The sequence below is a fragment of the Limnohabitans sp. 15K genome, assembly GCF_002778285.1.
In the GTDB taxonomy this organism is placed as follows: Bacteria; Pseudomonadota; Gammaproteobacteria; order Burkholderiales; family Burkholderiaceae_C; genus Limnohabitans_A.
In genome coordinates, this window is the sequence record NZ_NESM01000001.1 from 1498766 (window position 1) to 1510887 (window position 12122).

A 12122-nucleotide genomic window follows, 5' to 3' on the forward strand; every position below is an offset into this window, starting at 1 on the left:
GGTTTGGCCCTCTTACTCCAAAATTTATGTCACACAATCCCCCGTTTTTATTGGCTGGCGTCATGGGCTGGCCCGTGATGCACTCGCGCTCGCCGCTGATGCACAACCACTGGATGCAGCAACACCACATGGCGGGGGCTTATGTGCCTTTGGCCATTGCGCCAGAAGGCTTGGCGGCGGCACTGCAATCCCTCAAACCCTTGGGTTTTGCAGGCTGCAACCTCACCATCCCGCACAAACAAACTGCCATGCTGATCGTTGATGAGGTGGACGATGCAGCCCAACGCATTGGTGCCATCAGCTGTGTCACCGTTCGCGCCGATGGCTCTTTGGCCGGCAGCAACAACGATGCAGCAGGTTTCATCCGCAACCTCAAGGAAGCACAGCCTGACTGGCGGGCAGACAAGGGGCCGATTGTGGTCATCGGTGCCGGCGGCGGCTCCAGAGCCGTTTGCTACGGCCTCATGCAAGAAGGCGCCCGAGAAATCCGATTGGTCAACCGGCACTTTGAAAGGGCAGAGCAATTGGCGGCTGACTTTGGCGGGCCTATCCAAGCCTACCCCTGGTCACAACGCCACGACATCTTGGCCGATGCCGCGCTGGTCGTGAACACCACCAGCCAAGGCATGGTCGGTCAGACCGCGCTGGACGTCCAACTCCATGAGCTGCCCACGTCGGCTTTGGTCGCCGACATTGTTTACATCCCGCTGGAGACCCCGTTTTTGACCGAAGCCAGGCTGCGCGGCAACGCGACGGTCAATGGGCTGGGGATGCTGCTGCACCAAGGCCCGCTGGCCTGGAAAGCGTGGTGTGGGATGGAACCCGCCGTCACACCCGCTTTGCGCAGCTTGCTGGAAAACAGCATCACTTCAGCTTTGCCTTGAAGTGGTCCCAGGCCCGCTTGAACAAGGTTTCATTCCAAAGTTTCTCGCGGCACATGGCCAGTTCATGGTCATTGAACACGTAAGGCTCACCAATTTGCATGGCCATGTATTGGCGGTACGCGTTTTCTTCCATGTAGTTGGCCAACACAAACGCCTCCACAATGTTCGGGCCCACCGTCACAGCACCGTGGGCTTTCATCATGGCGGCTGAACGGTCGCCTAAAGTGGCGGCCAAACGGTCGGCCATCACCTTGTTGTTGATGGAGTTGGGCGAATCCAAAACCGGCATGGGGTACACCAGAGAGCCTTGGCCATAAACCGGCAAGTAGGGTTTTCCGGCCATGCTCAAGAAGGTCGACCATTTGGGGTGCGCATGCACCACCGCCTTAACATCGGTCCTGGCACGGTAAATGCCAGCATGCAGATGGAATTCGAGGGGTGGCTTGAACGAACCACCGTCCACCACCTGGCCTTCCATGTCAATGGTGCAAATGTCGTCCACTGTCAGACAGCTGCGCTGGCACGAGCCCGCATTGATCAGCATGTGACCCGTGTCCAACAAGATGCTGGCGTGTCCGTTGTAGTCGATGATGTCCGATTGCTCCAGCATGCGGATGCAATCGACCAGTTGTTGCTTGAGTGCTTGGCTCATATCACCACCTTGGTCATCATGCCGTTGGGGAAAATTTCTTCGGGGGTGAACTGCTTGTGGGCAATGCCTTGTTGGAAAGTGTACAGCGCCATCTGCTCCCAAGTGGCGCGGTTTTCTTCGATGCCAAAGGGGAAAGTGTCGCCGTCAAACATGTCACGCATCTTGCGGGCATAGGTTGCCAACCAGGGCAGGGGGTAACGTGACACCGCCGGGTCCATCAGGCGTTCAATGCTGCGACGCTTGGACTCCAGGAAACCGTTGTACAAATTGCGCGGCACCCAAGGGTGCTCTTCGACCACACTTTTCTTCATCGCGATGATGTGCATGATCGGCCAGACTTTGGTGCGCGTGTAGTACGCCTCTTCCATTTCCAGGTAATCGGGGAACAGGCGAACGATGTCCGGGTTGCCTTCCAAGAAACACGTTGGAGGCCGCGCAATGATCGCGCAATCGATCTCACCAGAAGCCAGCATTTCACTCAAAGACTTGTCAGACACCCGCGTCAAGTTGACGCCTTCGGGCAAAGTGATTTCCACCTTTTCTTCGCGCCCAGGCGCGTTGGCACCGGCTTGGTACCAATGCACATCGGTGAGTTTGACGCCCATTTCGTTGTGCAACCAACCGCGCATGTACACCGCCGCAGAGTGCGCCCACTCGGGCGAGCCCACCTTCTTGCCAATCAGGTCTTTGACGGTCTTGATGCCACTTTTGCGGTTCACATAAAAAGAGCTGAACCTGAACAAACGAGAGCACACCACGGGCAGCCCTATGATGTCGCTGTCAGGCCGGGTCACTTGGGTCGAGAATTTCGCAAATGAGAGCTCGGAAATGTCAAATTCACGGTTGGCCGTGAAGCGCGCAAAACACTCGTGGTGACCCAGGTTGAGCCAATTCAGATCGATGCCTTCGGCTTGCACAAAACCCATGCGCAAGTCGCGAAAGTGGTCGTAATCGGTGGTGGCGATCGACAGTTTTAAAAGAGACATGTTTTTCTTTCTCAGGGATGAATGCTTGTCAGCATGTGGATTTTAAAAATCATTTGTCGGCTTGAATGCCCGCAGTGTCCACCACGCGCACCCAGCGGGCCAGCTCGTCTTTGACCAGCACTTGCAGCCGCTCTGGCTTGCCGCCCGCCACCACCAAGCCTTGGCGGTTCATGGCGTCTTTGACATCGGCGGTCTGCAACAAACTGTTGATGTCGGCATTGAGCTTTTGAACCAAATCGGCAGGGGTTCCGGCCGGCACAAAAACGCCGTACCAAGTTTCCACCACAGCATTGGGCAGACCAAGTTCCTTGAGTGTGGGCACATTGGGGAAAGCAGGCGTGCGCTCAGGACTCATGATGGCCAGCATGCGCAAGGCACCCGATTGCAAATGGGGTGCTGCGGTTTGCAAGGCCACCACACTCGCTTGCACATGGTTGCCCATCAAATCGGTCAAAGCACCCGAGGTGCCTTTGTAAGGCACATGCAGAAGCTTGATGTGCGTTTCTTGGGTCAGAAATTCCATGGCCAAATGTTGAGGCGACCCCAAACCCGGCGAAGCATAGTTCAGCTGCCCCGGATTCTTTTTGGATGCGTCCACAAAGTCTTTGAAATTCGTCAGAGGCGATTTACCCGAGGTGACCACCCCCATGGCGCTGGTTCCCAACAACACCACCGGATCAAACGCCTGCAAAGGCGCGTAAGCCAATTTGCGGTTCAGGGCAGGCACCGTGCCGTGCGCTGTGGCCGTGAACAAAACGGTCAAGCCGTTCGGGGCAGCTTTGGCAGCGAACTCGGTGCCAATGGCCCCACTCGCGCCCACACGGTTGTCGGTGATCACCGAGACTTTCCAGCGCTCTGCCAATTTAGGACCCAACAGGCGGGCCAACAAGTCAGCCCCCGTGCCTGTCGAGAACGGCACCAAGAATGTCACATTCCGCGATGGATAAGCCGCGCCAGCAGCCGGTGCCTGCGACCAAGCGGGCAGGCAAAAAGCTGTCAATAAGGCGGTCGACAGGGCCAATGCATGGATTTTTTTCATGGCGTTCTTTCGGTCAAAGCTCAACGGCCTTGAGTTTTTGTTTCCACAGTTGCCATGGGCGTTCGATTTGCAGATCGTTGATTTCCGAAGAATTGAAGGCCTCATCGTCGGTCAAGTACGTCACTTCACCCAGCATCATCGACTGGGCTTGCAAGCGCGCATTCGACTCTGTGTAAATGGCACGAAACACCGCTTGCGGCAATGATTTGCCCACCGTGACACTGCCATGACCACGCATCAAAGCCACGGCGCTTTGGCCCAAGGTTGCAGCCAAAGATTCACCCAAGGCTTGGTTGCGGATCAACATGTCACTCGATTCACCTGCCGCATTGCGGATTTCAAAAACGGGCGTGACGCTTCCCAAGAAACCACTCATGTGACAGATCGGGCGCAAACGTGCCCCTGTCACACCAAAGGGAATGATGGCCGGAGAGTGGCTGTGAATCACCGCCACCACATCTGGCCGCGCCTTGTAAACCGCACTGTGGATGAAGCGCTCCAGATAAGACTTGCGGTCTTGTGCATCGTGCACATTCCCATCCAAATCGCATTCCAAAATGTCTTCTGCCTGCACCATGGAAGGCGGCAAGCTGCGCGAAATCAAGAAACGGTCAGGGCGGCTTTCATGCCGAACTGAGACATGGCCAAAACCATCAAAGACACCTTCGTTCACCAAAATATGGTTGGCACTGACCAAGTCGTCCAACAAACCCTTCGAGACATTCAACATCGTGTTCACTTTCATTTAAAACCGTCATTTCACCAAGAAAAGCTGCATCCAAAGTTTGTGCCATTTTTCGGCTTCATCCACCACGAGGCTGGGGTCGGTCATCACAAATTTGAAATTGTTCAACGTGGATCGGACCTTCATGTTCGCGGGTGGTCGGCCCAAACTGTTGAAGAGTGCTTGCGCCTCTGGCGAAATCATGAAGTCCGCCAGCAAAGCGGCCGAGTGGGGACGCGGTGCATTTCTGGCCACCGCCACACCCTGGGGTCTGGCCAATGTGGGCTCTATGGCCACCCAATCGATGGCCGCACCGCGTTGCTTGATGGATTGGGCATTGGCGTTGTAAATCGTCAGGCCCACAGGCACCTCACCAGCCGCCACCATTTGCGCCAACAAAATATGGCCCTTGCGCACGTCCGGCTTTTGCTCGGCCAATTTCTTGAAAAAGCTCATCCCACGCTCTTCACCCAAGGTGTTGACGAGGCCGCCCATCCACTCGGCATCGGTGGACTCAATGCCCAGCAAACCCTTCCACTTGGGCTCCAGAAAGCCTTCGTAGTGTTTGGGCAAATCAGAAGCTTTGATTTTTTGCGTGTTGTAAGCCACCACAAAAAAGTTCACACGGTCAGGCATCCACAGGCGGTGCTTGGGAATCATGCCCTGCGGCAAATCTTCAATGTGCGGGCTGTGAAACTCGCTGAACATGCGCTCACGCGCCATCATCTCCATCTCGGGGCCATTGGTCTCGATCACATCCACCACATGCCGCCTTGCTCGGCCCTCGTTGACCACCCGCTGGACGACCCCTTCACTCAGGCCTCGCCAGACCTCCACCTTGATGCCATATTTCTTCTCAAACTCACGCATCAATGGCGCGGCCTCGGTGGGTGACAGAGATGAGTAGAAAGTCACCACCCCGCCTTCCTTGCGCGCCCGCTCCAAAAGCCAGGCCTCACGGTCAGCGCCTTTGTACATGTAAATGGCTTCATGCGGGTTGGCCGCGGATCCTGTTTGCGCCAAAGACAAGGTGGGCATCGATGACAGGCCCGACAAAGCCATCGCCAAGATCGAAGCACGCACCATTTGACGCCGCGCCCATGGCCGCGACAGATTGAACAAGTTCAACATGGCAACCCCTTTTCTCAGGCCTTGGCCAGCAAAGTGCGAACACGGGAAGGCGACAGGGGAGCTTGTCGCACCCGAACGCCTGTGGCATCGAAGAATGCATTGGCCATGGCGGCTGGCACGACGCGGCAGGTGGCTTCACCTGCACCGGTGGGCGCTGCCTCAGGACGGTTGATCAGCACCACCTCGATTTTTTCGGGTGCATCTTGCATGTCCAAAATCGGGTAGGTGTTCCAGTCCGTACTGACCACCTTGTCAGGGGCAAACTGCACCTCTTCAAACAAAGAGCGTGACAAAGCCTGCACCAAAGCCCCCTCGATGGTGTAACGAAGGCCTTGTGGGTTAACGATCAAACCGCAGTCGTGCGCCACGGTGAACTTGCGACCCCAGATGCGGCCCGTTTGGCGATTGACCTCGATTTCTGCCACCACGGCCACGATGGTGCCTGCGCGCTGCGCATAGGCAATGCCGCGACCGGTCAACACATTGCCCGTTCGGTCGCGTGGTGTGTTGCCCCGCGCTTGCCAGCCTGACTTGTCGGCCGCAGCTTTCAGCACGGCCAAGTCGCGTGGGGCTTTGGCGTATTTGAGTCGGAACGCCACCGGGTCATCGCCTGTGGCGTAAGCCAATTCATCCATGAATTGTTCGCTGGCGAACTGGATCTGCAAACCCACCGGATCACGCATGTGCGAGGTGCGCATGGGCGAAGCACTGGCGATCAAATCCGGGATGACCTCCCAACCCAGAAGCTTGCCGTCAAAGCCATAACTCTCTGCGGGTGTGCCAAAACCCACCCCTGCCTTAGGGGGCAAACCCAGCTGCATACCGACCAAGCTGTCGCGAGGGTCCGACTCGTTGCTCTCAATGGTGGCCCGTGAAAAGGCCCGAGAAATGAACTCGTAACCGGTGACTTTGCCATTGGCATCCAAGGCCGCGCGGGCACGGTGGATCGACGCAGGGGCTTTCGGGTCCCACGCTGTGGCGTCATGGCGCATGCCCTGCACACGCACAGGACGGCCCGTCATCTTCGAAATCATCGCAGCGTCCATCACCGCGTCACCCGCGTCGTTTCGACCATACGATCCAGGGCCTTGAACCCAAATGGCGTGCACCTTGTCGACCGGCACCTTCAAGAGAGCGGCTACACCATCGCGTGCGTAATGTGGTTTTTGGCTGCCCGTCCACAGGGTGATGCCATCGGCCTTGACATCGGCCACCGCACTGGCTGGGCCCATGCTGGCGTGCGACTGGAACGGCCAGTAATACTCGGCCTCCACCACTCGCGCTGCATTTTTGAAGGCGACATCCAGGTCACCGTTCTTTTCAGACAGGTCTTGTTTAACCGTGGGCGCCTGGCGGATGTGGTCAAACAGTTGGCTGTACTCCGGAAAAGGCCGGGTTGAGGCTGACCATGTCACCTTCAACTCGCGGGCTGCCCGCACCGCATCCCATTCTTTTTCAGCCACCACGGCAATGAAGTGTTTCTCCTGAACGACTTGTGCACCCTTGATGTGCGCAATCGAGGCCACATCGACTTTCTCGGGCGTACTGCCCGCCACAGGGGTCCGCACCACCCGCGCATGCAACATGCCAGGCACACGCACATCGCCGATGTTGCCCTCGGTGCCATAGAGCTTCCAGGCCACATCGTTGCGCGGAATCGACTGGCCAACCACCTTGTACTCAGAAACTGGCTTGAGTTTGGCTTGCACCTTGATGTCGAGTGGGTTGCCAATCCGCTTGTTCCACTCGACCTTGCTGTTGAAGTATTTGCCACCGATCAAATCGGCATAGCTGACCGATTTGCTGGCGTCTGTGGCATGCGCCACCACGCCGTTGTTGACCCTCAGTTGGTCAGCGGGCACGTTCAATTTCAAGGCCGCCAACTCAACCAAAATGCGACGGGCTTCTGCTGCGGCGCTGCGCAAGGGCTTGGCACCGGCCTGAATCCCCAAGGCACTGGAGGCACCGCCTTGGTTCATCGAGCTGGCCGAATCGCCCATCACCACTTTGACCTTGCTGTAAGCCACATCCAATTCTTCGGCAACGATCTGGCCAATGGCCACGTCTAGACTTTGGCCCAAGTCAACCTTGCCGTAATAAGCGGTCACTTTGCCATCGGTTCCAATGGCCACCCACGAGTCGAGCTCGTCGGCTTTCAGCGCGGGCTTGACTGCGCCGATGGCTGCGGCCAACGCGGCACCTGATGCACCAGCAGCACCCGCTGCAGCGGGCGCTGTTGCAGATTGGGCTGCTGCCAGGCCGGGCAAAGCGCCCGTGACCGAAACGACCAAGGCGCCTGCAGCTGAAAGAAAGTCTCGGCGCGAAGTGCCCCACTCAGTAGATGCCGTTGTTTGGTTTTTGGATTCATGTGTCATGTTGTCTCCTTCAGGCCATCTGGGTTTGGGCACGCTTGATGGCACGCAAAATGGAGACATGGGTGCCGCAACGGCACTTCAGTCCTTGCAGCGCATCGCGAATCTGGGCATCGTTGGCCTTGGGGTTTTTCTTCAAGAACGCCGCCGCTGTCATGACCCAACCATTGATGCAATGGCCACATTGAGGCACTTGCTCTTCGACAAAGGCCACCTGAATGGGGTGCGGCTTCTCGGGTGTCCCCAAGCCTGCCAAGGTCGTGACCTTTTTGTCCTTGACCAGCGACACAGGGATCACACAAGAGCGGACAGCTTGCCCGTCCAGATGCACCGTGCAAGCACCACATTGCGCCAAGCCGCAACCAAATTTGGGATTGTTGAGTTTCAAATCGTCGCGCAACGCATACAACAAGGGCATTTGCGGATCGCTGTCAATTTTGACTTTTTTACCATCCACCTGAAATTGTGTGACTGCCATCTTGTCTCCTTGTGAATTGAAATTCAATGAAATACCAAACCGTCCAGGGCTTCAACCAAGGCTTGTTGCAAGGCTGGGTCTGAGCTGCTGTGCCCTGCGTTGTGCACGACACGAAGCTTGCTTCCAGGCCATGCTTGATGCAAGCCCCAGGCCGTGGCCATGGGTGTGACCACATCAAACCGCCCTTGGACCACGGTGCAAGGCACAGTGCTGCAAGGTGGTGAAGCTTGTCCATGTGGCTTTTGCCACGCCAAACCTGTTTTCAAATCGGCATCATGGACAAACATGTGCGCCGAAATGCGCGCCATGGCCCAGCAAGCATCAGGGTCCAAGCGGCTGGGCACCTCGGATTCAATGCTGCACAAACTGTCTTCCCAAGCGCACCAAGCCAACGCGGCCTGCACTTGGTCGGCGCGATCACCACGGCTCAAGTGGTTCGCATAAGTGGCCAACAAATCACCTGAATGGTCATCACCCAATGCGGTGGAAAATTTGGCCCACGCCTCAGGAAACAAACGGCTGGCACCCCCTTCGGCGTACAACCAGTCCAACTCCGCAGCACTGCCTGTGAACACCCCCCGCAGCAGCAAGCCTGTCACCCGATCGGCATGCGCTTGGGCATAGGCCAAAGCCAAGGTGCTGCCCCAAGAGCCACCAAACAGAACCCAAGCCTCCACCGAACAATGCTGTCGCAACCGCTCCAGGTCTTTTACCAGGTGGGCCAAGTCGTTGTGCTCAGTGCTGCCGTGCGGCGTTGAACGCCCACACCCTCTTTGATCGAAAAGAATGGCTCTGTATTTCTCGGGGTTAAAGAATCGCCTGGACTGAACCGAGCAACCAGCACCAGGTCCGCCGTGCAGGAACACCACCGGTTGACCTTGCGGATTGCCACACTCTTCCCAATAAAGGTGGTGACCATCTCCCACATCAAGTAAGCCTTGACTGCGGGGTTCAATCGGAGGGTAAAGCATGCCCATGGTTCAAACTTTGCTCACCTGACCCAATGCCGCCGTGGCAGGGAAAACCAATGATTTGATGACCACGGGCACAGCGCCTGAAGTTTCCAACATGGCCCCCACATCAATGAAATCCAGTGCTTTCAAATGGACACCATCGATGGATATCACCGGGCACGTCATGTGCGATTCTTCGTGACAATGGATGCCGATCAAACCACCGCAGTCAGCATCACCCACCAACAACAAGGCGTGGCCTTGGTCGGTGATGGCCTTCATACCGAGTGCCACCGCACGGCAAAACGCATCCAACCTTGCAAATGTGGCCGATCCCTGCCAGCGGTAACACAGGCCTACCGCTTGCTCGCCATGGTGCAAATCAACTTTTCTCAGGGCATCTTGTATCGCCTGCGAGATGGTGGGCACGTCGAGCACCTCGGCCTGCAAGTCCAGCGCCGGTGCGATGACGGGCACATTGCGCAAAGGCAACTGTCCTGCGGGTTCAACGTAAATGGTGCTGCCGCTGATTTGAACGGTGTACTGTGACGCACCAATCACCGTGGCGCGAATGCCTTGGTCAGGTTGGCCAATGTTGGCACCCCAAGCCTTTGCTTTGGCTAAAACAGCTTTCGCCAAGTAAGGCCCCAAGTCGCCATAGGCCTGCGGCTCTCGGCCATAAATGTATTCAGAGACGCCGCCCGAAAATGTCAACACATCTGGCAAGCTGCGGCTTGTCAATTCTGGCAAGCGAAGCAACTGCGCCGTTTCTATCGACATGGTGCCCTGACCGCAAGCTTCCAAAATTTTGCCTGCCATCAAATCGGTGACACGTTGCAAATCTGCATCGGTCAAAGTTTGACCAAGGGCTACGCCCAAACCAGCTTCTTGTAGAAAATGGCGTCCCGCTTCTTCCATGCGGACCACCCGTGACTCTGCGTCTAAAGCCAAGAGGCGAGCACCGATGTCAATGGCGGTCAGATCCACCAACTCCCCGGCCTCGCAAACAGCAATTTTGGTGGTGCCGCCACCGATGTCGATGTTCATCACCCGTGCGGTTTCGCGAATGGAGCGCGCTGCAGCGCCAGAGCCAAAAGCGGCCAGAGTTGTTTCGAGCGCATCTCCGGCACTGACCGACACAAACTTACCAGCCTGACCTGCAAACAAGTCGGCGATGGCACGGGAATTTTTTCTGCGAACAGCAACGCCTGTGAGAATCAAGGCGCCCGAGTCGATGTCTTCCGGTCGCAGACCCGCTCCTGCGTATTGCGCATCGATGAAGACTTTCAGCGCCTGCGCATCGATGCTCTGATCGGCGGTATAGGGTGTCAACAACACCGCCGATTCGTGCAACACCGTCCGCTCACTGACGATGTAGCGGTTGTCCAAGCGCTCCATGAGCAATTTTGAAAACACCAGATGAGATGTGGACGATCCAATGTCCACACCCACACTGGTCAGCTCGATTTCATCCTCTTGTTCCAGGCTTCGCCGAACATGGCTGAAAAAGATCCGACCGCCTTCTGGCACTTCGCTCATGGTCTCCGGCTCACTTTTTGGGGCCGAACTTTTCCATGAATTCTGCCGGTATGTTGTACCAGTCTGGATCCATGCGATCGGGCACGCTGTTTCGCTTGAGCAAGGCCTGGTATTCGCTTCGGATGTGTGGGTCTTCTAACCAATAAGGAATGGTGGTACCGCCCTCCGTCACATCTTGTGCGGTGTAGTCGGTGTGTTTAGATCCTGGTGCGCCGGGGTCTCGTCCTGGGTTGTGCGGGCCAAACCAGGCTGTCAAACGCAAGGCCTCCGATCCCGAGCTGAAGTGCTGGTGGTACCAGCGAGCCCCTCCTGGCGCTGCGGACACCAAGCCGACCGGCTCATAGTCGATTCGGCGAACCAAATGCTCTTTGCCATCTTTCCAGGGTGTTTCGCCTTCATCTTCCGGCCAGGTGTAGGTGTAGCCTTTGCCGTTCAAGCAAATGAGCACTGCAGCAGAGGTGTGGGCGTGCGCACGCGAATAACGCCCGTTTTCGTGTTGCCCAATCCAAAAGTAAAAACAATTGTTGGTCATGAACGGTTCAATGCGGCGGTAACCCGGTGAGCGCCGGTTGTCCAGCGGCAAATCACAGGTCATCACATCCGGAATAAAGTTGGTCCGACGCATGGCCAAGCCACGAACTGGATCCGCCTCGATCTCATCACTGGCCTTGTAAAAATCATCGGCACCATTGAAGCGATCGCGGAAAACAAAGGGGTTGTTGAACACGGCTTCTTTGCTTTGCAGCATGTTCAGCACGTTGGGGGCGGTGGTGCCCGCCAACAACAACGCACCACTGGAGGTGGCATTGACAATGCGGTGCCAAGCATTGATTGGGATCGAAAACATCGAGCCCTTTTGCCACTCGAACACATGCTTTTTGGTGTCACCCTCTTGCCAAACCTCGGTGGTTCCACGCCCCTCGACAACCAAGTAAATCTCTTCGTACATGTGCTTTTCGGGGTGCAACGCGCCTGCGCCAGGCACCTCGACCACATAGCAACCCCACTTGGTTTCTGTGCCGTAGAGTTGAATGAAGTGGCCTTTACCGCCGGTTCGTTTCCAATCCACCAAAGGCAAGTTTTGTACTTTGTCGATGCCCACGTCACGGAACACCGGCAAACCTTCTTGCTCCATGAAAGCGTCATAAGGTGTGGGTTGTTTTTTAAAAACGCCGTAGCCGGCTTTTTTGTGACCTGCTGGCTCGTGCCAGTGAGAGTTGTCTTTGTCGTGCGGCATATTGGCTCCTGTTTATCGTTCCCTCATATGGAACGGCGTTCTTTTCATGTTAGATCAAGCGAACGTGAAGCGTCAACAGGTAAAGCCCGGAGTCTCTTTAATTTCTTGAAATCTGTGTGTGAGAAAA

Annotated in this window: 11 protein-coding genes; 1 reads left to right on the plus strand and 10 read right to left on the minus strand. The window is 56.5% G+C overall.

The annotated features are described in order from the left end of the window. Positions 1 to 26: 26 nt before the first annotated feature. Positions 27 to 884 (plus strand): shikimate dehydrogenase, encoded by an 858-nt coding sequence (locus B9Z40_RS07115; RefSeq protein WP_100172518.1) that lies wholly within the window; start codon positions 27 to 29, stop codon positions 882 to 884. Here the strand turns inward: B9Z40_RS07115 and B9Z40_RS07120 are convergent. The 10 genes from B9Z40_RS07120 to B9Z40_RS07165 are packed head-to-tail and all read right to left on the minus strand — an operon-like array spanning position 865 to position 11995. Then, positions 865 to 1536 (minus strand): class II aldolase/adducin family protein, encoded by a 672-nt coding sequence (locus B9Z40_RS07120; RefSeq protein WP_100172519.1) that lies wholly within the window; start codon positions 1534 to 1536, stop codon positions 865 to 867. The genes B9Z40_RS07115 and B9Z40_RS07120 overlap by 20 nt on opposite strands. Beyond that, entirely contained in the window at positions 1533 to 2522 is a 990-nt protein-coding gene (locus B9Z40_RS07125; protein WP_100172520.1) for a hypothetical protein, read from the minus strand. Before B9Z40_RS07125 ends, B9Z40_RS07120 begins: the two co-directional genes overlap by 4 nt. 49 nt (positions 2523 to 2571) lie before the next feature. Continuing rightward, positions 2572 to 3561, minus strand: a complete 990-nt coding sequence (locus tag B9Z40_RS07130) for a tripartite tricarboxylate transporter substrate binding protein (RefSeq protein WP_158238065.1) — start codon at positions 3559 to 3561, stop codon at positions 2572 to 2574. 13 nt (positions 3562 to 3574) lie between these two features. Then, positions 3575 to 4306, minus strand: a complete 732-nt coding sequence (locus B9Z40_RS07135; protein WP_233204816.1) for a class II aldolase/adducin family protein — start codon at positions 4304 to 4306, stop codon at positions 3575 to 3577. A gap of 9 nt (positions 4307 to 4315) precedes the next feature. Then, positions 4316 to 5416, minus strand: coding sequence for an ABC transporter substrate-binding protein (locus B9Z40_RS07140; RefSeq protein ID WP_233204817.1), 1101 nt, complete (start codon positions 5414 to 5416; stop codon positions 4316 to 4318). A gap of 14 nt (positions 5417 to 5430) precedes the next feature. Next, complete coding sequence (locus B9Z40_RS07145) at positions 5431 to 7791, minus strand: molybdopterin cofactor-binding domain-containing protein (RefSeq protein ID WP_158238066.1); 2361 nt, start codon at positions 7789 to 7791, stop codon at positions 5431 to 5433. Between the two features lie 10 nt (positions 7792 to 7801). Next, positions 7802 to 8266 (minus strand): (2Fe-2S)-binding protein, encoded by a 465-nt coding sequence (locus B9Z40_RS07150; RefSeq protein WP_100172523.1) that lies wholly within the window; start codon positions 8264 to 8266, stop codon positions 7802 to 7804. Between the two features lie 23 nt (positions 8267 to 8289). Beyond that, on the minus strand, positions 8290 to 9237 hold the full coding sequence (pip, locus tag B9Z40_RS07155) for a prolyl aminopeptidase (protein WP_199172531.1): 948 nt from the start codon (positions 9235 to 9237) through the stop codon (positions 8290 to 8292). A 9-nt stretch (positions 9238 to 9246) separates the two neighbouring features. Continuing rightward, positions 9247 to 10758 carry an ethanolamine ammonia-lyase reactivating factor EutA gene (locus B9Z40_RS07160; protein ID WP_100172525.1) on the minus strand — a complete coding sequence of 504 codons (1512 nt, stop codon included), beginning with the start codon at positions 10756 to 10758 and terminating at the stop codon, positions 9247 to 9249. 10 nt (positions 10759 to 10768) lie between these two features. Then, a complete protein-coding gene (locus B9Z40_RS07165) occupies positions 10769 to 11995 on the minus strand; it encodes a cupin domain-containing protein (protein ID WP_100172526.1) in 1227 nt (408 codons plus the stop codon). Positions 11996 to 12122: the final 127 nt, after the last annotated feature.

What these genes read in the sequence shown, in the direction of transcription:
- B9Z40_RS07160 (WP_100172525.1), bottom strand. Translation starts at nt 10,758, where the DNA reads ATGAGCGAAGTGCCAGAAGGCGGTCGGATCTTTTTCAGCCATGTTCGG.
- B9Z40_RS07145 (WP_158238066.1), bottom strand. Translation starts at nt 7,791, where the DNA reads ATGACACATGAATCCAAAAACCAAACAACGGCATCTACTGAGTGGGGC.
- B9Z40_RS07140 (WP_233204817.1), bottom strand. Translation starts at nt 5,416, where the DNA reads ATGTTGAACTTGTTCAATCTGTCGCGGCCATGGGCGCGGCGTCAAATG.
- B9Z40_RS07165 (WP_100172526.1), bottom strand. Translation starts at nt 11,995, where the DNA reads ATGCCGCACGACAAAGACAACTCTCACTGGCACGAGCCAGCAGGTCAC.
- B9Z40_RS07125 (WP_100172520.1), bottom strand. Translation starts at nt 2,522, where the DNA reads ATGTCTCTTTTAAAACTGTCGATCGCCACCACCGATTACGACCACTTT.
- B9Z40_RS07150 (WP_100172523.1), bottom strand. Translation starts at nt 8,266, where the DNA reads ATGGCAGTCACACAATTTCAGGTGGATGGTAAAAAAGTCAAAATTGAC.
- B9Z40_RS07130 (WP_158238065.1), bottom strand. Translation starts at nt 3,561, where the DNA reads ATGAAAAAAATCCATGCATTGGCCCTGTCGACCGCCTTATTGACAGCT.
- B9Z40_RS07115 (WP_100172518.1), top strand. Translation starts at nt 27, where the DNA reads ATGTCACACAATCCCCCGTTTTTATTGGCTGGCGTCATGGGCTGGCCC.
- pip (WP_199172531.1), bottom strand. Translation starts at nt 9,237, where the DNA reads ATGCTTTACCCTCCGATTGAACCCCGCAGTCAAGGCTTACTTGATGTG.
- B9Z40_RS07135 (WP_233204816.1), bottom strand. Translation starts at nt 4,306, where the DNA reads ATGAAAGTGAACACGATGTTGAATGTCTCGAAGGGTTTGTTGGACGAC.
- B9Z40_RS07120 (WP_100172519.1), bottom strand. Translation starts at nt 1,536, where the DNA reads ATGAGCCAAGCACTCAAGCAACAACTGGTCGATTGCATCCGCATGCTG.